Genomic DNA, 20,077 nt, shown 5'->3' with positions numbered 1-20,077 from the left:
GGGCGGGCCATCCATAAAGGGGGCCGGCGGCGGCCCCCTTTCAGTCTGCAGTGTTCAGATCCCCTGCTCTTCGCAGTCCTGCCCTATGAACAGCGTGAGCAGGTGCTCGGTGAGCGCGCCTGCGCGCTGCTCGCGAGCGATCCTGTACCAGCCCTGCCACCAGTCGGGCTGAGCGAGGAGCCAGGCGTAGAGATGGTCCCGATGATGCGCCCGCTTGAACGAGATCGACCAGTGCGTTTCTGCCATGGGCAGCCTCGCATTGGCCGCTCCCAGGAGGACGATCGTCGGTCGGCCCGAAGTATCCTTGCGCATGAACCTGACAGTGTCCTTGGGCAGAGCCACTTCCGCTTTGCGGATGGCCGCTTCCATCGCGACCCGGTCGGGCTCTGGCCGAAGCTGCGCGAAGGGGTGGAGACCGGAAGGCCCGATCGGCATTGCCGCACGGTCCGCCGGTCTGGTGCTCGCGAGCATGACCAAGATTGCCTGGCCTTCCGGCGTGAGCTTGGCATTGGCGAGCGTGCAGGTGGGCTCGATCAGCCGTTCGCCGGACAGCCACGCAGCGTAATGCGCGGTTGCATGCCATCCGTCCCCGAACACGTCGGTAACCACCCCTTCGACNCACGGTCCGCCGGTCTGGTGCTCGCGAGCATGACCAAGATTGCCTGGCCTTCCGGCGTGAGCTTGGCATTGGCGAGCGTGCAGGTGGGCTCGATCAGCCGTTCGCCGGACAGCCACGCAGCGTAATGCGCGGTTGCATGCCATCCGTCCCCGAACACGTCGGTAACCACCCCTTCGACGCACACCACCCTGCGGTCGATCATGGCGAGCACGGCGAGAAGGAATTCGACCTGTTCCTCGTCGACATGACCGAACTGGTAGTTGCCGGTCATGCCGAGCCGGTCGATCCACAGCGCCTCGCGCAGCGACCTCCACCGATGGCCATACTCGTCGACCAGCGGGGGCAGGCTGCGGACCTCGTCGTCGATGTAGATCCAGTAGCCCCAGGGCAGGTTCGGGTTGCGGCGGTCCTCGTAGGGAATGTCATCGAACCGGGTCATCGCGAGCCCTCCTTGTCGGGGCCAAGCAATCCGGACAGGCCGAGGTCGAGCGTCGGATCCGACGACACCCCATTCTCCCACTCGAAGAGCTTGCGGGCGAGCAGGGTTGCCTGCTCAAATGCGAACCTCGCATCGCGGTAGGTCTCGCCGCGCTCTGCCGAGAGGTTGCGCTTGCCACCCGCCGGAACGAGATCGCGCGGCCCGTCAAACGTTATACCCAGCCACCAGGCGTCGTCTTCCTGCGGCGGGTTCATCGCCGCCATCCGCTGGCCCTGGGCCATGCGCGCGGAGATCTGGCAGATGCTCACCGGTTCGGGTGCGTTGCGCTGACAGGGCTCGGCGCTGGAGATCGGCCGGTGCAGGCCCTCGCTGATCTCGCCGGGCACGGCCTTCGCCTTGTATCCGCTGAGCGAGTGAGTGGGCGGCACACCTACGTGCGCGCCATACTCGCCGGTGTATTCACGCACGACAACGCAGGGGTAGCCCGTCGCCTTGTCGGTCCAGGCGAACTTGTCGGGCTCGCCCTTCCACGGACCGCTGCCGATCGGATGGTGGTCGTTGCGATAGGCCGCCTCAGGCACGACATTCGTGCCAGGGATGACGGCGGGCGGCAAGGTGCTGACGGTGAGCGCCTTGGCGCGGGTCTTGGTTGGCTTCTTGGCCATGATAGAGTTCCTTCAGATACGGAAAAAGCCACCGGCGCGGATGTGCGCAGGTGGCTGGATTGGTTGATGGGAATGCGGCTGAGCCGTAGGGTATCAGGGTGGCTTCATGGCTTGGTCTCCTCTGGACGAAGGGTCAGGCGGCTTTGGCGACTGGCGCGCTGACGAACCCGGAGCGGGCTTGCAGCAGCGCCGGCCTGTAAGGACGAGCCGCGGCGACAGCGTCGGCGATGCGTGTGTCGATCGCCGCGCGATTGGCCCTGATGATCCCGGTCGCCAGCAGCCATCGCGCCAGCAGCATGGCGGTAACCGTCACGTCGCATTCGCAGTGCTCGCGGATCGCGGTCCATTTGCCGCGCTCGGCGGCTTCACCGAGCTCCCACGGCGCCATGAGTTTTGCCGGCAGGCCCTGCGCGTGGGAATACTCGTTCAAATGCGGCGCCTTTGCCTTCGAGCGCAGCTGGTCGCTCAGGTCCAGGCGGGCATGCTGCCAGTGCCCGCCAGAGAGCGAAGATGGCAGCGCCAAGCCTTCGCGCATCGCGACGGCCAGAAGTGCAGGGATATCCTTGAACTCCCCGCCCCACGTGACCGGCATGGCCTCGCCGCTGGCTTCGACGAAGCTGGCAAAACCGCGTACGACATCTGACTCGGTCATTTCGGGCCGCGACCACGTCTCGAAGCTCTCGACCGCAATCCCGCTGGTGGGAACCACGGCAAGGGTCATGGCGGAGATGCAGCCGATACGGTGGAACGGCCATTTGACCTCAAGCTTATCATTCTCGTTGGCGCTGCTCACCCGATCAGCCGCTTGATCGCACGCGATTTTTCGCGGATCCGCGGCGTGGCGATCAGCCCGGTGCTGGCCTTCGCGATCGTAGAGGTACTCGATATCGAAAACGAGGAAGCGCCGGCTATTCTGGGCACGATTGAAAATGGCGGAGGCGTCGGCAAGCAGCCGCGCCTCGAGCAGGTCGAGGTCGGTCATTGTAGGGTCTTTCTGTAAAGCCGCTCGCAGCCGTCTCGGCTGCAGCGTTAGAGTGATCAGTGGCGGTAGCGCTGGTGGGCATTCAGCGCGGTCGCTACCGGCTCGGGGTGCCCGACCTCGCGAAAGGCTGCTTTTTCAGTGGCGTAGTCGGCCATGGGCACATCGCGCCACCAGACCCTCTTCATCGCATCCCAGGTATAGCCACGCGCCTTGGCCCAGTCCCTGTCATCGAAGGGCAGGCCATGGGCTCGGATACGGACACAGCCGGCATCACTGCTCCGCAGCAAGGCGCCGAAGTAGGTCCCGGTCGCGGCGCCGACCGCTTCCTCGCCGCTGGTACGCACCTTGGACTGCAGCAGCTGGAAGAGCGCCCAAACGTCGCCCACGGCCCGGTGTGCGTCGTAGAACGCGCCATGTTCGAGAAGCAGGTGCTCGAGCTTGCGACACGGATAGCCGAGGCTAGTCCAGTCGAGCTCTGCCAGGCTGCAGGCCCACGGGAGGCTGACGGTCTGCCGCAGGCGCTTGTCCGCGAACTTAATATCGAAAACCGCGTTGTGAGCGACGACGAGGTCGCAGCGCGACAGGATGCCCATGACGGCCTTTTCGTCGATGCTTTGGCCCGCGACATCCTCGTCGGTCAGCCCGGTGAGCCGGGTGATCTGTTCGGACAGCGGCTCGCCGGGATCCTCACGCCAGCTCACTGGCTTTGAATGGCCCAGAACGGCGCCGTCCGCGGCGAGGGCGACGTGCATGACGGCAAGCTCGATGATCTTGTCGACCTGGGGATCGAGCCCGGTCGTCTCGACATCGACGATGGCGACCCGCCGTCCGCCATCGGGCAGCTCGTCGGGCAGGTCATCATAGGGGCGCGGCAGGCGCTGCAGCACGCGATAGTCGCTGCTCGCGCGCAGCATCTCAGCCGCGGCCGTGAGGTCCGCGTGCGGCGATCGTAGTCTTGGCATTTGAGGTCTCCAGCAATGGGAATTGGCGACCGGACGAGGCGAAGGCCGAGGACAAACCTCTTTTCCTTTCAACCCTTCCGGTCACCTTCTTCCGGCATTGCCGGGCCTTCCTTCTCCTGCTCCCGAGCGCGGCGATGCTGCGCTTTTCCCGGGCGAGCTGCATGCGAGCGGCAGCGGAGTGGCCAGCGCGCCGCCACCCTCCTGCGGCAGAGAGCCCGCTATGTGTCTGTGATATCCCGGCCCCGGTCACGCGAGAGATCGGCGCGGCGTCCGTTATCACCCGCCTGCTGCCCACTCGATTGCTCAGCGTTCTTGACAGCGTCCAGCCAATCGAACTGCTTCAAGTGATAGGGCACGAACTGTGCGGCTATCTCATGGGCTGCGGGGTCTGCTCGCACGTCCGCAAGAGCTTGCAGCAAGGCTGCATCGTCACCGTCAATGTCCGCGTCTATCCATGCGTCGATAAAGTCGTTCAGACCCCACTTTCGCTCAATGTATTTTCCACGACTTCCGAGGCGAGTATTCGCAATGCGGACTCGCTCAGCCTCTTTATCGAATGCCTCATCCCGCGGAGCCGGGTGATTGGTCGTGTGCTCGTCAACCTCTTCCAAAGCTGTCAGGCCCTTGGATGGAGGCACGTGTAACGGCTCAGGCGAGACCTCATCGCCCAAGCCGGGCATGCCAAGCTGTGGCGATGCCGTGTCCGGGACTGACCGCTGGCGATTGGGATCCCGCAAATCTGAAGGAGCAGCCGGCATAGCTTCTCCCATGCCCGCCGATGGCGGAGAAGAAGGGTCCCTAGCTGCAGGTGGATCACTTGATTCCACTTGCTGTGTCATTCGATGATGTTTCAGTTTCTCCTGTTCTGCTTTCCTTGCCCTGGCCGATGCTGCCACGGCATCGAACAGCTTTGATCTGCGCTTTGGTTGGGAGGCGGCTGTCGCTGCCCCTTGTCCACCACCCGCGGCCGCGATAGAAGAAGTGGGACCCGTGGCCGCAGTATCGAGTGTTGTGGACACGATGCCGTTCCGATCTGTAGCCGACCCGCCAGCGGGCCTCGGCTTTATCGCCCGCGTATTCGATGAAGCCATCTCTTGAGCGTGCCCTTGCGGACCGTCGCTGACATTGCCCTTTTTCTCGGACATCTGCTCGTCTGGCGCCGTACCGGCGTCGACCGATTTAGCCTCGTCTCCTTCGCCTGCAACGGGCGGCGATGTTGTCGTCCGGGTTGGCGCGGGGATGGCCTGGCCATCTCCTGAGACCGGCGCATGGGGCGCATCGGTTGAAGGAGTTTCCGCGCGCTGGGTTTGTGAAGGGTTCGGACGGCTGTCTGGTTCGATAGGACGCCCGACTGCGGCCGCGGTTGTCGGTCTCTCTGTTTCTGTCGGTTCAACCGCCAGAGGTCCTTCCTTCGGCTGGACCGGCCTCGGCGCAACTTCACCAATCTCAAGCTGCGTCTGGGGCGGGTTCACTGCTGCCGGAGATACCAGAGACACCGGCATGGCGGGGCGCGAAGCAGGAGCCGGATTGATGCGAAGGATGGGCGGCTGAGGCTCCTGCGTGTCGGTCGATTGCGTAGCGGGAACTGGCGGCGACGGGGAGGTGCTCGCGCTCCTGCTTGCCTCAACAGCGGGTAATCCCATTTCGACGTCAGAGAGGGCTTCCGACACCGCTGGACCACCGCTGCGTCCGGTGTCGACCTTGCCGACATTATCGACCGCGATATCTGTCTTCAATGCGGGCTTAGGTGTCTCCTCCGCTACCGCCGCGGATGGCTCCTGCAGCGGCGCTTGCGCCGCGTCGGATTCCCGCCGCTCTCGCATCAATTCCGAGATGCTTGTCCAGCGCTCCATCGCATCGCCCAAGTCGGGAAGAATGGTATCGTTATCGATGCTCCGAAGCTTGGCGACAGCTTCCAGCATATCGGGGTATCTCGTCACGGCCGAGGTCGCCACCAACGCCATGCAATCGATCGCGGTCTCGATCTGTTGTGCATCGTCGATACGCCACCCGAGCGCGTCGGTTTCGAGAGCCTCCTGCTTCGCTTCCATGCGCAGAACTTCGACGCGCTGGTACTCACTGGAGAAGTGCCTCTCGGTGGCCGCGAGATGCGCCTCGGCTTCCGTGCGACGCTTCAGGTAGGCGAGCCGTTGGCGCACGTCCTTTGGTGCGGCCTCACCATCGGCGATTGCACGAAGAATGCGGCTGCAGTTGTCGATGACGGCGCGCGCGCGCGAGGCGCAGCGCTCCAGCTGAAGTTCGATGAAATCGGCCATGAACCGCTTGTCGATGGCGGCACGCTTGCCGTTCTCGAAGGTATCAATGGTGGCATCGTATCTCGCGCGCGATGGGGCCGCGTTATCGAACAAGGATCGTGCCCGCCAACGTGCGGTCTTTGCCTCGAGATCGACCAGCGCCTTGTCACGCCCGTTGCGAATCTGGGTGATGCAATACTGCGCCTCGTGTCGCTCGTTTTCGATGCCCTTCGTCGTGGGAACGCCGAAGCGTTCAAGGCGGGTTGCCGCAGTGTAAAGTTTCTCGGCGGGCTTGCGGTCTATCTTCAGATCCTCAAAGCCCAGATGGCTCACCTTGCGATGGCTGCCGGCAATGCGCAGTTGATCGTTGCAGAAGCCGGCATAAGCCTTCCTCAGCTCGGTGATGTAGCTAGGGTGATTTACCTCGCGCACCTTGTTCTGGGCGAATGGTTTGCGCGTCCTTGGGTGTCGACCCGTGTCAAAAAAATTCTCCTCGATTTCGAAATCCCAGCGGGGCTCGCTGATCTTCTCGTCGGCAGCGTCCCTGAGGACTCTGCGCAGCCGCTCGTGCTCTTCAATTTCCTTTTCGCTGGCGTTAGCGCGGAGCGGCGCAAGGTGATCGGTTTCTAGCCCCGTGAAAAGCTTGGCGGGCTGATCGTGAAAGAGGATGTGGATGTGCCAGTTGTCGTCGTGATTGTTGTGATCGGGCTTATGGATGACGGCCACGTATGGCAGGTCAATCTTCTCCAGCATGGCGCACATTTCGGCGAGCACCTGCTCCATCTGGCCGATCGATAGATCGGACGGCAGCGCGGCTTCGATCCGGTACTGCACACGGCCGTGCCGCGGCGTCGTGAATGAATAGCCGAACTGCTCGAGGCGGTCCTCTTTTTTGAATTTGGGCTCACCCTTTTTCGGAAACTCCGGGACCACATCCTCGCCGTGCGCGCGCATGATCTCGATGACCATGTCATTGCTGCCGGTCTCGATCGTTTGCGGTCCAGTCTTGCCGACAATCTTGTAGAATTCTTCGACGAACTTGGGTGGGCAGTCCGGCGCCTGCGCAACCTTTTTCATGAGCAAGCCGCACTTGCCCAAGTCGAGAGTCATCCGGTCCACACCGGGGTCGCGTTCGTGCTTCTCCACCGCGCGCCAGAACAGTGCGCGTGTGTGGGGATCATCGGAGATGTTCGTGTAGAGAAGCTTGCGTCCGTTTACCGCAACGGGAACGACCTCATCTCGGTCGATATAGGGGTCGGCTTCGGTAGCCGATCGTGCGGCGTTTTGGCTCTGGTTTTCGATGGGCTTGGCTGCATCGACCTTGTCCATTTCGGGCTCGACGACGATGACGACGGCGCCCTCGCGTTCGATGTAAATGGTGTGACTACTGGCGCGCTGATCCACGTCGCCGTCTTTGCCAGATTGGCTCGGCTGTTTGACGATCCAGGTGACCTTGAAATGGATCGTCTCAATGCCGGTTGTCGACACCGCCTTGATGTTGCGAACGATCGGCACAGGCAGCCGCGTGCGCTGCGCCAGAACGTTGCCTTTCTGATGCACGATCGTGATCTCGTCGTCGGTCCAGTCGAGCTCACCAACTCGTGCGCGAGCGATGATGGGTTTGCCCCCAACTTGTCCCGTGATGTACGTGTCGCGCGGCAGACCGTCGGCAATCCGTCTCTCGAAGATACCGAGTAGGGATCGTCGGGCTAGGACCGCGTCAGCCGGGCCCTTCTTCGCCGAGCCTGTCTTGCCTAGCTTCGTCGATGGCGCAGGCGGCTTTGGCTGCAAGGGGACACCGGTCGCATCAATCGTGCCGGCATCGATGTAGGCGTTGACCTTGGCCTCCAGGGCACGGAGTTCAGCGGCGACCGAGAAAGGGGGCGGGAGATGAGATTGCTCTTTCATCCCAACTTATTGTACCGAGCGTCCGAAACGACAAGCGCCCTGGTAAAAAAACTCGTCCCATCCGCACACGACGGAAAAAGCCACGCGAGCGTGGCTGTCTAAACTGCTGCACCAGAGTGCGGCAGTTTAGACGAATTGCGCGAAAGTTAAATTGACCTTGCTTGGCTGGGGGTGGGCCGATCTTACAGACCGACAGCCGGTATTTGAAAGTGTGCATATGCTCAAAGCGCAATGGATGCAATAAGCCGCGAAATCGGGGGTTAAACGCTCGAAAAGCCGAGTTTAGGCCCCGAAACGGCGAGAAAACGGCATTTAAGCGGATTTTGTCGTGTGCACGACAGCATTTCTCACCTGCACGCATTGCAATGGCGATGGGGCCGCTTTTCGGGCCACAATGTATTCCGTCGATCATGGGGGCGATGCCCCAAAATCGTCGTCCCATCCTATACTGCATTGAGGAAGGTGCGGGAGTGGCCCCGCGACCGTAAATGCGGGGACCGCGGATATGTTCGACGAGGGATCAGGGCAAGGAGGAAGTGGCAGTGGACAGGGCGCGAAAGCAGGTCGCCCGACACGACGGCAATACGCCGCGGATCAGCAGCGCCGCGAGGCTTGGCTCGACACGCTCGGTGTAACCGAACCCGAAGACCGCAAACTGTTCTCTCGGCTGCTCACCTCCGGGATCGATATGACGAGCGTCCTGAGCGAGGCGGATCCGGACGAACAGGTGGCGCTGGCCATGGAGTTGGTCGAGAAAAACAAGCGCAAGTTCGACCGCATGGAGCATGCCTACGTGCCCGAACGCACCGCTGTGCGCGACACCATGCGGATCGGTTCCAAGGCCATGGCGGCGATCGTCGAGGACCGAAACTATGTCCGACGAGCGCTGCTCCTGGTCGCCAGGATCCGGGCCGAACACGAGGCAAAGATCGCACGTCTGACGCTGCTCGAGAACGAGTTGCTGGTGCATTTCGCGGGGCTTACGGAGCGTCGAAACGCAGCCTTTCAGGCTCTCGATTTGGGTCGTGCCGTGACAGCTCGCGTGCTGGAATTTAACGAGCTCTTGCGGTCTCAAACAGATCGGGAGGACGCGCCTTCCGTTGACAATTTTCTGGCGTGGTGCACCTCGCGCAAAGGTAAGAAAAAGGATGCTGACGAGGTTCTCGAAGCGCTTAGGGAGACATTAGTCACGGCGGAAGGGATGGCCTCAAACACCGACGAACTTCGCGACAATCGGTGCGATCACAGCACGTCTGATGAGCCGCCGTTCAACATGGAAGAGACCGACTACAAGGGCCCGATGAATCCTTCGGAAACAGCCGATCTAGACGACACGTCACCAGGTGTGGACGCGGGTAATTCGAACCCAAAGGCGGCTTACACATCTGAACAAGCCGACTGTCTAGCCGCACCCGCACACGGACATCTATTATCGCCAGACATGCGTCCGAAATCAGCTCAGGCAGAAAGCGACGACGTCTCCGAGCAAGATCGTACCTGTCGCGTAAAACCGATAATGTGGCTTGACTTCGACCAACGGGCGACTGGCTATGATGTCATAACATATTTCCAGCCTAGCGATCAGCTTCCCCCTTACGATGAGGCTTTCATGCCTCCCGTTTCGACCATGGTGGAACTGGGTACTTACGCACAGATCGACAACTTCGACCCGGCAATTCTCGCACTGTGGGATACGCCTGCAATCGGTTTAAACCACGACGGCGCAAGTCTGATGCTGGACCGAAAGCTAGCGCTCGCGGTCGCAAGGAAGGCCATCCAGCGTGCGCTAACAGAAGCGGCAAAAGCTGGCAGGGTTATTGACCTGACTGATGACCATATCAGTATGATGGCGCGATTCTGGACGTTCGCCATCGTTGGGCGAAATCGCCCAGAATTGATAATGTCCGAATGGCCGGCGAATTTTTTCAGGGGCGTTCGAGGACATTCGCCTTTTATGGAAGGTAGGACACATTTTTGGGTTAGAGACATGATATCGACGAGGATCTGAACCCCGCTAGGCAGACGGTGGCGTAAGCTTTCAATCTCAAAATGCTGGCCCTTCAAGTCTTGTAGATGGACTCACATTTGCCATCCATCAACGAAACCAGGCGATCTGCCACACACTTTATGCGTTCGCGCCAAGCCAGTCGGTCCAGCCATTCAACGGGGATACCCGTTTCACCGACCAGCGCGCCGATCAGCTGCCCGGTAATCGCCGCGGTGGTGTCGGCATCATCGCCCAGGTTCGCCGCGCGCAGTATCGCCTCTCGGAAATCGCCGCCCTGCCCCACGCACCAAAGTGCTGCCTCGAACGAGTGGACCACATAGCCGCTGCTGCGGATCGCATCGCGCGGCTTGCCCTGCCAGGAACCTTCGGCAATCGCTGCGATGGGCTCGGTCAGATCGAGGGTGCTGGCAGCCTTCATCGCATCCTCTGGCGACGCGCCGCCGATCGCCGCGTGGACGATAACGCTCCACGCCTCGCACGCATCGAGGCAGGCGCGCGCGGCATGGGTAGTGGCGCTCTGTATCCTCGCCGCTTCGCGCATCGGCGTAACTCCAGCCGACAACCCGTAAATTGCCACGGGAGCGAGGCGCATCAACGAGCCGTTGCCGGCAGCGTCGGGAGAGCGTGAACCGGCAATCGGATCGCCGCTCTGCTCGAACCGCGCGAGCGCGGCGCGCGTCGTCATGCCGATGTCGAAGCAGGTGCCGGTCGGACTGTATTCACCATCCCGCCACCAGCGCACGAAGCGCTCCATCAGATCGGCCGGATCGAGTGCGCCGCGCTCGGCGAGGCTTTCGGCGAGCGCCAAGGCCATGCTGGTATCGTCGGTCCAGACGCCAGGCGCGAGGCGGAATGGCCCGCCGCCGGTCATGTCGGTCAGAGGCTCATAGCTGTCGCGCGCCTTGAATTCGAGGGTCGTGCCCACCGCGTCGCCCACTGCCAGTCCCAGCAATGCGCCGCGCGCTCGGTCTCTAATTTGTTCGTCGAGCATGGCTTTGCTCTCCCCGCTCATGCCCCGAACCCCATCGGCTTGCGCCCCTCGCCTCGCGCCTCTGCCTCGGCGCGCAGCCATCCGACGATGACCATCGGATCGCGTTCATCGAGTAGCTTGCGCCGCTTATCAATCACCGCGAAATCACCGGGGGTCTGCCCATGCAAGGTGATACCGCGTGGCAGCGGCACATCGAACCAGCGCAAAAACAGCATAGCCGCTCGCTTCGGATCGAGAGCACGGAACTCGGCATGCATCGTAAACCGCCGCCGGGTCGCGGGATCGAGCCGGTCGGCGAGGTTCGTGGTTGCGACGAAGGGCGCCTTGAGCGCCTCCATCTGGCGCAGCATCTCGTTGACCATGCTCCGCTCCCACCCGCGCTGGGCTTCGCGGCGATCCGACAAGAAGTCGTCTGCCTCGTCGATCAGGAGCAGTGCCCCGGCTCGCGCGGCTTCCGCAAAAGCCTGTGCGATCTGCGTTTCCGTCTGGCCGACGAACATCCCAAGCAGGTCGGAGCCCCGCTTTTCGATAAGTTCGATGCCGAGCTGTTCAGCCAGATGGCGACCGTAGGCGCTCTTCCCTGTCCCACTCGGACCGGAAAGCAGCATGGACCAGTTGCGGGCCGTCGACGCTGCGAGGCGCTTGGCCAGACCGGCAAGGTCATGGTCCGCCGACGAAAGGTTCGGATCGTAAGCCACGGGAAGCGAGAACGGCTCCGGAGGCCGGCCATGGATGACCGTAACGAGCCCTTCGCCAATTGCCTGGGCGTCCCCGGCGTCCCCATGCGCCTTGCCGGCTCCGCGGATGGCGGAGGCGAGGATGGCGGGTGCTGCCGGCAATGCGGCAAGGCGGGAGAGGTCCTGTTCGGACATTGCGATGCCGACAGCCTTGGCGTGCTTTCCCACGATGTTCCGGCGCACGTGCAGCGGCGGGCGAGGAAATTCGAGCGCAAGGCTCATTCGCCGGACGATCGACTCCTCCAGCATCCTCGGTTCGTTGACGATCCAGATCGTCGGGCGCTTGCCATCCTCGATCAACCGGTTGAGCCACAGCTTCGAGCGATGCTCGCGGTCGCCGGGCTCTTCCAGCACGAGGATATCGTCGGCCTCGTCCATCACGACGATCCTGCTGTCATCATTCAGGGTGAGCGCACGCAGCACGGAAAGATGAGCGATCCGCTCGCGCCGCGAGGGTTCGCTTCCGCGATCGTCGGAAAGTCCGGCAAAGATTGCCTTGCGGCCAAGCCGGGAAGCAAGCAGGCGGGCGAACTCGCTCTTGCCCGTTCCAGGGGGACCGTAGAGGAGGATCGCCACGCCTTCGTTACTCGCCACGAGGCGTTCGGCAAGCTCGCGCTGCGGACCCAGATGATCGAAGTCGCTCCACGTCAGCGAAGACTGCGGGGCGGACGGCATCAAGAGGCCTGGCAGGCTTGCAGGTCCCGAACGAACGCCCGCAATGAAACTTAGCAAGGCGTTGGCGCCGATCGACCCGTCGTGCGACTGCTCGATCAGGCCCGTGCTCCACAACCGCGAACCGGTTGCCAGCCGCTGTTCGACCCGAGAGGGCGACAGTCCACTGGCGAAGGCAATGCGCCCGACACTGCAGTTCGAATTGCGTCCAGGCAGCGCATCGATGAAGTTTTCCCAGCATTCGAAAAGCGCATATCGCGCGACGCTGCTGACGATGGCCTTTTCCACATCATCGAGGCCGAGCGTTGCGGCCAGCCAGGAAATGCGGCGATCGAGAGGTGCCGGACCGGGCTTCTTCGGTAAAGCGTGCTTGTCGGCGAGGCTGCGGAGAAGCGGCACGTAGTTCTGCGTCGTCAGCTTATCGAAATCTTCCGGATCGTCCATGACATGGTCGGGATCGTCGATATGATCGTGCCAAACCTCGAGCATGTCCTTGCCACGCCCGCGCAGCTGGCGCGAGGTCATGCGATCGATGGCCGAGCACCAGGCATGGAGGAACACCCGATGCTCCGCGGCGGATGTCGATGAGGCGGCGGCGGAACGGTAGGAACTGCTGCGGCGGCGTCGGGGGCGAAGAGCGGAGTAGATCGTCATGTGATCTATCTAACGCAGGTATGCGACAGGAATGGTCGCAGACACTTGTCATCGAACCGAATATCGAGCCAGCTAAGCGAAATGAACGCAGATGGCAGCGATTGCCTCATCTCTGGCTTCGATCAATCGCGGCCAATCAAAGTCTTTGTCAACAAGATTACCGGGCAACGAAGCCACCATAAAATCTTCCCAACCCGCATCATTATACTTGTAGTTATTTAGTTGCCAATTCTTGGTGATAGATTTCTCGTTTTTCATCACATCGAAAGCCAACTCAGTTGAACTTGATGTCAAAGAGACGTATAGCTGTATTTCATAGTCATTTGAGTTTTCCAAGCTCAGACCAAACGAATTTTGGTCCCAAACATCTTTCGGTTGCAGGTTCGTTCCTTGGTCATCAAGGTCTACGAGCCGAAAGCCTTCTATTGCGAAATCATCCCATAGAGTCTTCCATATGGAATATGAGGCTATTGCATATTCGCTTTTCACGAGCAGGGCTGCCGCACGAGCTTCCAGAAAGTCTCCCAATTCGTCCCATTCTAACCCCGTTTCGAGCGCATCCTTCTTAATTCCTGTGATATGATTAACTGCGGAGTATATCTTTGAGTCGGTCAGATACTGACGGACACTGTCCGGTATGAGTTCGACAGCTTCACGATGGCTCATAATTCTTTCCATAGCATCCTCCTAAAAAAGCGGAATTGTTCTGAATCGTTTTCAGCCCTTGCTATTTGTCGTTCAAGACGAGCGGTGAACAATCGCCATGAGACAAGCTTCCAGTCAGGATTGCTGGAGAGAACATGATCAGTTCCTTGGCAAGGGCCGAAGTCCAACACAACTTTTGACCAGCTGACTGTTGGCCACTTCGCCTCGCAAAATGCACCGTAATCCCTAAGCGGATTATCCTTGAGGTAGCTTCCGAATTTGGCTTCGACTATGACACCGCGTTTCGCACCTTCGGCAATCAATACTAAATCGATCCGATTTCCTCCGATAGAAGTCGGCATTTCGCATTCGATTATTGCTCGGGATGCGGATGGCAGCCGCGAACCGGTCAGCGCTGCATAAAGCGCGGAGACGCCATTTTCACCCGCAGCCAGCGCATAATACGCTATACCCGCCATGATCTGCGTTTCACGCAAACTAAGCCATTCAAAGCTGCAGGCCTGATCGAAGACATGCTCGCCTCCGCCAATGCCGAACCATCGCTTTAAAGTATCGACGTGCCGCTTAGGATCGCTGGCCAACGCCCTCCGTCCATGTAACGCGGCTATGGCGATCTTCGAACGGCGTTTGAGATGGGGCATCCATTTATCGACCCTCGACCCATCCCAATGTCGTGCAATATCTAGGCGCCATTTTTGGCGGTAGCAAAGGAGGGGAAGCGGCGACCATACGCGCGAAATACCTTTCGCAGCTCGCCAAGAGGCCAATTTAAGTCTTTCTGAAACAGCCATCCGCGCACCTGTCTACGGTCTCATCAGTCCTCGCGCCACCGCCACCATCGCCCAAGTATCCCGCTCGCAATAGGCCTTGAGTGCTTCCGCAAGTGCCTCGCGGCGCAGAGGATCGCACTCGGGCGCAGCGGCCTCGAGCCAAGCTTCTTGGGCGTTTCCGCCGTCCGACACCTCCAGCGATGCGTAATCGAGTTCCGGCGCAATCGTCGGCAGGACGGCCTTGATCGACCAGCTGCCGCGCTGATCGCGATGATACCAATGCTCACGCGCGATCGGCAACAGGTCGACCGTTGCCGCTTCAAGTGCGAGCAACGGCTCGGCAAGGTCAGGAAACCAGCCAGCCAAGTCGCGCAGCACGCGCTTCTCGAAGCTGGCGTTGTAGGCGATCACGCAGGCACCTGGCGGGATCATTTCTACCAGCGCCTCGGCACAGGCACGGCGGGGATCGGTGCTGTCGCAGCTCAGAAATTCGTGATGGGTGATCGTGCCGTCCTTCGCCTCGAGGTGAAGCGAGAACTGGAACGGGATTTGCTGATATGGCCGCGTGCCGATCCAGCGCGGGACCGCGGCGGCGATGGTTTCGAAGTCGAGCCAGGCCCGCGGCCAGCCCCAGTTCTTCATCGCCTTGCGCGCACCCTTGGCATCGTGGAACGGCACGTCGTCGCGCGTGGCAGTCAGAATGCGGGCGTTGCGCGGATTGAGATCGTCCTCGTCGAGATCGAGCAAATCCTCGATGCCCTGCTCGGCCCATTTCTTCCCGCCACCGTACGGCAGCAGCGTTACCGGCCAGTCCGGCCCGGTCGGCTGGTCGCGCCTGCACCAGGCGCTAAACTCGCACTCGAATGGAGACGAGCAATGCTCGCCGATCTCGACCACCGGCTCCTCACCCGCAAGCACCTCGCGCGCGGCGGCAACCACGTCGGCGCGACCTTCGATGATCGATTTCAGAGGCCGTAGCAGTTCGGCATCAGCGAAGAGGCCTGCATAGTCGCCCTCTCGCGTCAGTTCGAAATCGCGATCGATATGGCGAACGCTGGCGCTCTTCAGCGGCAGGCCGCAAGCCTGCAAGACCCAAGCCTGTGTGGCGAGGTCGCCGCGGTGGTAATCCTTCACGCCCGTCGAACTCTTGACCTCCGCCGCATGCCAACCCTTCTTGCGGCGCTCGAGCACGTCAACCCGAACGAGCACGCCGTCATGCTCGAACGTTGCCTCGAAAATCGGCCCGGGATGACCTTCGGCGATCAGCCGGGCGGTTTCCGCAACGGCAGCGCCAAGGTCTGGCTCGGCCTCGACCATGACGCCGGAAGGGTGAAGCGCACAGGCGATGTCGCCAACCGCATTGCCTGATGCAAACCGCGCTTCGGCACCGGCATCGTGTTCCGCCAGATCGCGACGATGGACCGAAAGCCAGAGCTTCTTTGGACACTGCTCGAAAGAGGTGATGCGAGACTTGGACAATCCGTACCGGAAAGACTGTGTCGGTTTCATCCCCATTAATTCTCACGGCGACATGACAGAACCGGTCGCATCAATGCAGCGCCGCCAGAAAGCTGGTTGGGGTCAGCGTGACATGGGCCTGCATTGGCGGACGCAGGACGAAGGCGGAAGGCTGACGAGCGAAATCCCAGACCCGGACGAGTTGCCATGCCTCGAGCCGTGCATCGGCTACAGCGAGCTCGTTGGCGCTGAGATGAAAGGGCGTGCGCTCCCAGCCGTTCGTGGTCTTCACCTCGATCAGCTTTTCGCGTCCATCCGGCTCGAAACTGGCGATATCGTAGCCGAAACCGTCACCATCCTCCTGCGACGTCCAGCGCGCCCGGCGGGCAAGATCCTCTCGCCCAACCGCACGGAGGTGACGCTGTTCTTCCGCGAAGACGGCCTCTTCTCCTGCCATGCCCAAGGCTCGGTTCCTCGCATCGCGGGCCGCAACATCGAACTTTCGCCCGATGGCGGCCATGAATTCGGGATCGATCAGTGGCGGTTCGTTACGCTGGGAGGGTGCGGCACCGAAGTGGATCAGACGTTCCGGCGTCGGACCTTGGAACGGCATCTGTCCACTGTTTCCATCGGCAACGCGATTGGACGAACAGCGCGGCCTCAACCAGTCCTCATGACTATCGAGCCAGCGCAGAACCCCGTCCACCAGCGCGCCCTGAAATTTTGCCTTGGGCTTGTAGCCGGTAATCCATGGCTGACCCAGGCCGAGCATTACTGCCGAGATGTTCTGGTGCTTGAATTCGATCGAGCCGCGATTGCGGGGGATGGTAGCTTGCAAGGCTCGGTTCCGCTCGGCCTTGTTGACAGCGATACCGGCAATCTCGGCAGCCAGCATGGAAAAATATTCCTCGACTGCTGCGTCGATCTCGTTCGATGACCAGTCACCGCCCGCCATGACCTGTCAGTCGACCACCGGATAATTGGGCATGGTCCATTCCTCGTCGGGGTTATCCATCATCAGGTCGATGAAGACCGGCAACAGACAACCGAGCAAAGCTGCTCCATCACGGACCTGATTTCGGTTGGCGCTGCTGTCCCAGGTCGCTCCCCCGTGCACGAGCTGGTTCCTGAGCACGTAGAGCCGGTCGAACAGGATCGAGAGAACGAGAGGAGTATCCCGCTGCGCCAAAGCGCGGTTCGCGGCGCGCTTGGCGGCTTCGAAGGTGATCTCCCAACCGCCGCCGCCCATTGCGCCTGCGTGGTGCTTCCAGAAAGGCGCGAAGACATAGCGGTTGTCGAGCAGGAGGCGGATTTCCTGGCTGAAGCGATCCCAAATCACGCCGTAGATGCGGTTGTCGCTATCCATCCGGACGAGCGCGGCGAAGAATTCGTCGAAGCGCGCTCGTTCGTTGCCCGCCCCGTCGAACGCACGATCGAGATCGCCCGCATAGGCGGCATTGAACCCGATCCACAACAGGATGAAGCGGACATCGAGATCATCCTGCTCCGCATCCGCGCGGCGGAGCCAGCTGAGCGCGCGGTGTACACGAAGGGTCAGCGGCAGCGGAAAACCGTCGCGCAATTGGCGCTGCTTGTCCTTGAGTGTTTCGCAATGGAGCGGGTCGCCGGGCGGGTAGCGTTGCGGCATGGCCTTATCGTGCTCCTGCAGACGACACGAGATCGTCGAGGAATTCGCTGCCTGGATCAATTCCGGTCACCAACAGGCGATCGCGCGCGCGAGTGCAGGCGACGTAGAGCAGGTGGCGTTCGGTTTCGTAGGCCGTTTCCAGCTCGCTGATATCGCCAATCGCAGCGAGGCGGGCAGGCTCTGGCAGCACGTCTTCGTCGCATGCCATTACGGCGACGGCGCGGAACTCAAGCCCCTTAGCCCCGTGCATGGTGGCAATGTGAACACCATCATCGGCACGCGGATCGCATCCGCCTGCCTTCACCGCGGAGCGGGCGCGCGAGAGTTGCTCCTCACCTCGCACGAGGATTCCGATGTCGTGAAGCGCAATACCCTCAGCCTGACAGCTATTGAGCCATTGCGCGACTTCGTCCCGCTCGGCAGCCTCGCTGGCGAGCAATTTCACATTAGGCGGCGGACCGTCGAACACCGAGACCGTGCCGCGGCGGCCCTCCTCTATCCCGTCCATATCGGTGATCGCAGGCGGCAGCAGCCTGTCGGCCATCGCCCTGATCTGGTGCGAGGTGCGATAGTTGACCTTGAGCGAGTGGCTCCGTCCGCGCACGTCGAGGCCCAGCTTCGCCCAGCTGAACGGCAAGCGGAAGATCCGCTGTCCGATATCCCCGGCAAGGAACAGCGCATCGGGTCTGCCGTGCCCCGCAGCCGCCAGGAAGCGGACTTGCGCCACAGTCAGATCCTGCGCCTCGTCCACGACGATGTGCGAGAACGGCAAAACCGCTCCCTCCCGCACCCGCCGCTCCAGCTCGGAATAGATCATCGCCCACGTCACCAGCCCGCGTTCGGCCAGCGTGCGCCTCACATGGGCGAATACCTCCCACGCGGTTTCGCGCTGCTGCGTGCCGAGCCGGGTCCGGCGGCCGATGCGGGGCAAGCTGGCGTAGGCTTCTGGATCGGTGACGCCCCAGGCATCGACCAGTTCTTCCCATTCCTCGAACAGGAATTGCGGCGTCAGCGCACCGCCCAGGTCGTTCTTCAGGGCTTCGGCAATGAACGCCTTGACCTGCGATGATGTTGCGCGGTTCGGCTGGCCGATCATCCTGGTATAAAGCTCGGTCGCGGCCTGATCGATTGGGCGGACTACGATCCGCTCTCGCAGCCGGGGGTCCGCTTCGGTCAGCAGGTCACGCTTGCGTTCGAGAGCCTGAGCCAGCGTCTTCGAGAACGTGGTGAGCAGCACCGCTGCCCCGTTGTCCTCCTTCGCTAGATGAACCGCGCGGTGGAGCGCGACGATCGTCTTGCCCGTGCCGGCAGAGCCGGTGACACGGGTCGGACCAGTGGCCGCCTTTTCCGCCAGTTCGCGCTGCGCCGGATGGAGGAAGACCGCCCACTTCTCGAATGGGGCATCGAGCGCGGCCTGCAGTTCTTCTATGTTATCGAGCAGGCGGAAGCGGCGCTGGGCATCGGGATGTGCGAAGGGACTGGCGCCCGGCTCCGCAGGTCGCACGACATGGTCTTCGAGCTTCCCCCCTGTCGCGAAATCGTAGAGCGCCTCGGCTGCCTCGGCGGGCAAGCGATCAAACAGCGTGTCGAGGTCGCTGTCTGCCATCTCGCGCACGGGCTGCAGCCAGTCACGCGGGACGCCGACGTCCAGCATGGCGTCATCGGTCAGCGCCCAGAACGGTTGCACCGGTTTGTCAGGGGTGGACGTCTTCGGCGAGGTGGATTGCGGCGCAGCGCCTTCCTGCACCTCGACCAGCTCTACGATCTGCATGGCCCCGGTGCGCTCGTGCGGTTCGATCCGCCGCCGCTCGGCCCAGCGATAGGCGTCGTCGTGGTGCCCGACATAGGCGAGCAGAACATCCTCCCCCTCGCGCCGCATAATGATGCGGATGTCCTGGCTGACGCGGGCCGACCAGATGTGTTTGTCCGCCACATTGAGCCGTTCGAGACTCAGCCCCGCCCCGCGCGGGTCCATCATCAGGTCGACCGTGGTGATCTTGACCTGCTTCTGCTCGGCATGGCTGAGCTTGCCGAGCGCGTCGGCGAAGGTGGAGGCGTAGTGGAGGGTCACTTCGCTGTGTTGTTTCGTCGTGGGACGACCGCGACCCACGGGAATATAATCCGTGAAGGCATGCGCCCACTGAACTTGAAGCCCGTGTTTTCGATATCGAGCGCGCGTCCTCCGTTCGTTCCCTGTCGGGGCACACACATCACTTTGCGATCATTCCACAAGTCGCCGTGGAGAACCCAGATCAGTATGTGTTCGATCTCTTCCCGGATTAGCTTGCGGGTTTCCCCGTTCGGCTTCCGTCCAGGCGTGGCAATTGTCCCGATACTGATGCTGGTTTCGCCATACTGGCTACGAATATCATTGACCTTGGGGTGGTTACGGAAGCGTTTTTGGAGGTCGTTGGTGATGCCGATATACGCGATGCGATCCTTCGTGGTCTGATTACCATGGTTCCGGACTATCGCGTAAAGATAGCCATTCCTGTAAATATCACTCTCGTTTTTGACTGGGAGACTGCCATCCCGCGCAATGCGGACTGGCCGGGACCAATCGATCGTAATCGGCTGAAACAACGGTCGACCATTCGCGTCCTCGAAGAGATCCTCATCCTGCCCGAAGTCTGCGATCCTCAA

The 20,077-nt window shown here is 61.5% G+C and carries 15 protein-coding genes; 1 reads left to right on the top strand and 14 read right to left on the bottom strand.

Annotated features, from left to right (window positions below; translation table 11 throughout):
• Positions 1 to 54 precede the first annotated feature (54 nt).
• The 5 genes from ILT46_RS11375 to ILT46_RS11350 form a co-directional block, all read right to left on the bottom strand.
• A complete protein-coding gene (locus ILT46_RS11375; RefSeq protein ID WP_199504767.1) occupies positions 55 to 609 on the bottom strand; it encodes a hypothetical protein in 555 nt (184 codons plus the stop codon).
• Positions 610 to 1,054: 445 nt separating this feature from the next.
• Positions 1,055 to 1,723: a hypothetical protein gene (locus ILT46_RS11365; protein WP_199504765.1), complete on the bottom strand. Its 669-nt coding sequence runs from the start codon at positions 1,721 to 1,723 to the stop codon at positions 1,055 to 1,057.
• A 133-nt stretch (positions 1,724 to 1,856) separates the two neighbouring features.
• Positions 1,857 to 2,705, bottom strand: a complete 849-nt coding sequence (locus ILT46_RS11360; RefSeq protein WP_199504764.1) for a hypothetical protein — start codon at positions 2,703 to 2,705, stop codon at positions 1,857 to 1,859.
• Between the two features lie 56 nt (positions 2,706 to 2,761).
• Positions 2,762 to 3,667 carry a 3'-5' exonuclease gene (locus ILT46_RS11355; RefSeq protein WP_255528389.1) on the bottom strand — a complete coding sequence of 302 codons (906 nt, stop codon included), beginning with the start codon at positions 3,665 to 3,667 and terminating at the stop codon, positions 2,762 to 2,764.
• Between the two features lie 218 nt (positions 3,668 to 3,885).
• Positions 3,886 to 7,830 (bottom strand): MobA/MobL family protein, encoded by a 3,945-nt coding sequence (locus ILT46_RS11350; RefSeq protein WP_199504762.1) that lies wholly within the window; start codon positions 7,828 to 7,830, stop codon positions 3,886 to 3,888.
• A gap of 505 nt (positions 7,831 to 8,335) precedes the next feature.
• Here ILT46_RS11350 and ILT46_RS11345 point away from each other — a divergent pair.
• Positions 8,336 to 9,838: a hypothetical protein gene (locus ILT46_RS11345; RefSeq protein WP_199504761.1), complete on the top strand. Its 1,503-nt coding sequence runs from the start codon at positions 8,336 to 8,338 to the stop codon at positions 9,836 to 9,838.
• A gap of 52 nt (positions 9,839 to 9,890) precedes the next feature.
• On the opposite strand, the gene ILT46_RS11340 is transcribed toward ILT46_RS11345, so the two are convergent.
• The 9 genes from ILT46_RS11340 to ILT46_RS11300 form a co-directional block, all read right to left on the bottom strand.
• The gene (locus tag ILT46_RS11340; protein WP_233397218.1) at positions 9,891 to 10,850 is read right to left on the bottom strand and encodes an ADP-ribosylglycohydrolase family protein; all 960 of its coding nucleotides are present in this window, start codon (positions 10,848 to 10,850) and stop codon (positions 9,891 to 9,893) included.
• The gene (locus ILT46_RS11335; protein WP_199504759.1) at positions 10,847 to 12,763 is read right to left on the bottom strand and encodes an AAA family ATPase; all 1,917 of its coding nucleotides are present in this window, start codon (positions 12,761 to 12,763) and stop codon (positions 10,847 to 10,849) included. The genes ILT46_RS11340 and ILT46_RS11335 overlap by 4 nt, the downstream gene beginning before the upstream one ends.
• A 201-nt stretch (positions 12,764 to 12,964) precedes the next feature.
• Positions 12,965 to 13,570 (bottom strand): hypothetical protein, encoded by a 606-nt coding sequence (locus tag ILT46_RS11330; RefSeq protein ID WP_199504758.1) that lies wholly within the window; start codon positions 13,568 to 13,570, stop codon positions 12,965 to 12,967.
• A complete protein-coding gene (locus tag ILT46_RS11325; RefSeq protein WP_233397217.1) occupies positions 13,555 to 14,349 on the bottom strand; it encodes a PD-(D/E)XK nuclease family protein in 795 nt (264 codons plus the stop codon). The genes ILT46_RS11330 and ILT46_RS11325 overlap by 16 nt, the downstream gene beginning before the upstream one ends.
• 12 nt (positions 14,350 to 14,361) lie before the next feature.
• The gene (locus ILT46_RS11320; protein ID WP_199504756.1) at positions 14,362 to 15,837 is read right to left on the bottom strand and encodes a DUF2779 domain-containing protein; all 1,476 of its coding nucleotides are present in this window, start codon (positions 15,835 to 15,837) and stop codon (positions 14,362 to 14,364) included.
• 40 nt (positions 15,838 to 15,877) lie between these two features.
• On the bottom strand, positions 15,878 to 16,741 hold the full coding sequence (locus ILT46_RS11315; RefSeq protein ID WP_199504755.1) for a DUF3883 domain-containing protein: 864 nt from the start codon (positions 16,739 to 16,741) through the stop codon (positions 15,878 to 15,880).
• 6 nt (positions 16,742 to 16,747) lie between these two features.
• Positions 16,748 to 17,434 carry a HEPN domain-containing protein gene (locus tag ILT46_RS11310; protein WP_199504754.1) on the bottom strand — a complete coding sequence of 229 codons (687 nt, stop codon included), beginning with the start codon at positions 17,432 to 17,434 and terminating at the stop codon, positions 16,748 to 16,750.
• Positions 17,435 to 17,438: 4 nt separating this feature from the next.
• Positions 17,439 to 19,505 carry a 3'-5' exonuclease gene (locus ILT46_RS11305; RefSeq protein WP_199504753.1) on the bottom strand — a complete coding sequence of 689 codons (2,067 nt, stop codon included), beginning with the start codon at positions 19,503 to 19,505 and terminating at the stop codon, positions 17,439 to 17,441.
• Positions 19,502 to 20,077 (bottom strand): GIY-YIG nuclease family protein, encoded by a 576-nt coding sequence (locus ILT46_RS11300; RefSeq protein WP_199504752.1) that lies wholly within the window; start codon positions 20,075 to 20,077, stop codon positions 19,502 to 19,504. The genes ILT46_RS11305 and ILT46_RS11300 overlap by 4 nt, the downstream gene beginning before the upstream one ends.

Source organism: Qipengyuania sp. YIM B01966, assembly GCF_016461955.1.
Lineage (GTDB): Bacteria > Pseudomonadota > Alphaproteobacteria > Sphingomonadales > Sphingomonadaceae > QFOP01.
The sequence above is the reverse complement of the archived record's forward strand: the minus strand, read 5'-3'. Positions and strand labels throughout refer to the sequence as shown.

Coding starts and splice junctions, on each gene's coding strand:
- ILT46_RS11330 (WP_199504758.1), bottom strand. CDS start 13,570: ATGGAAAGAATTATGAGCCATCGTGAAGCTGTCGAACTCATACCGGAC.
- ILT46_RS11355 (WP_255528389.1), bottom strand. CDS start 3,667: ATGCCAAGACTACGATCGCCGCACGCGGACCTCACGGCCGCGGCTGAG.
- ILT46_RS11320 (WP_199504756.1), bottom strand. CDS start 15,837: ATGAAACCGACACAGTCTTTCCGGTACGGATTGTCCAAGTCTCGCATC.
- ILT46_RS11345 (WP_199504761.1), top strand. CDS start 8,336: ATGTTCGACGAGGGATCAGGGCAAGGAGGAAGTGGCAGTGGACAGGGC.
- ILT46_RS11310 (WP_199504754.1), bottom strand. CDS start 17,434: ATGCCGCAACGCTACCCGCCCGGCGACCCGCTCCATTGCGAAACACTC.
- ILT46_RS11350 (WP_199504762.1), bottom strand. CDS start 7,830: ATGAAAGAGCAATCTCATCTCCCGCCCCCTTTCTCGGTCGCCGCTGAA.
- ILT46_RS11325 (WP_233397217.1), bottom strand. CDS start 14,349: ATGGCTGTTTCAGAAAGACTTAAATTGGCCTCTTGGCGAGCTGCGAAA.
- ILT46_RS11365 (WP_199504765.1), bottom strand. CDS start 1,723: ATGGCCAAGAAGCCAACCAAGACCCGCGCCAAGGCGCTCACCGTCAGC.
- ILT46_RS11340 (WP_233397218.1), bottom strand. CDS start 10,850: ATGAGCGGGGAGAGCAAAGCCATGCTCGACGAACAAATTAGAGACCGA.
- ILT46_RS11335 (WP_199504759.1), bottom strand. CDS start 12,763: ATGACCTCGCGCCAGCTGCGCGGGCGTGGCAAGGACATGCTCGAGGTT.
- ILT46_RS11315 (WP_199504755.1), bottom strand. CDS start 16,741: ATGGCGGGCGGTGACTGGTCATCGAACGAGATCGACGCAGCAGTCGAG.
- ILT46_RS11360 (WP_199504764.1), bottom strand. CDS start 2,705: ATGACCGACCTCGACCTGCTCGAGGCGCGGCTGCTTGCCGACGCCTCC.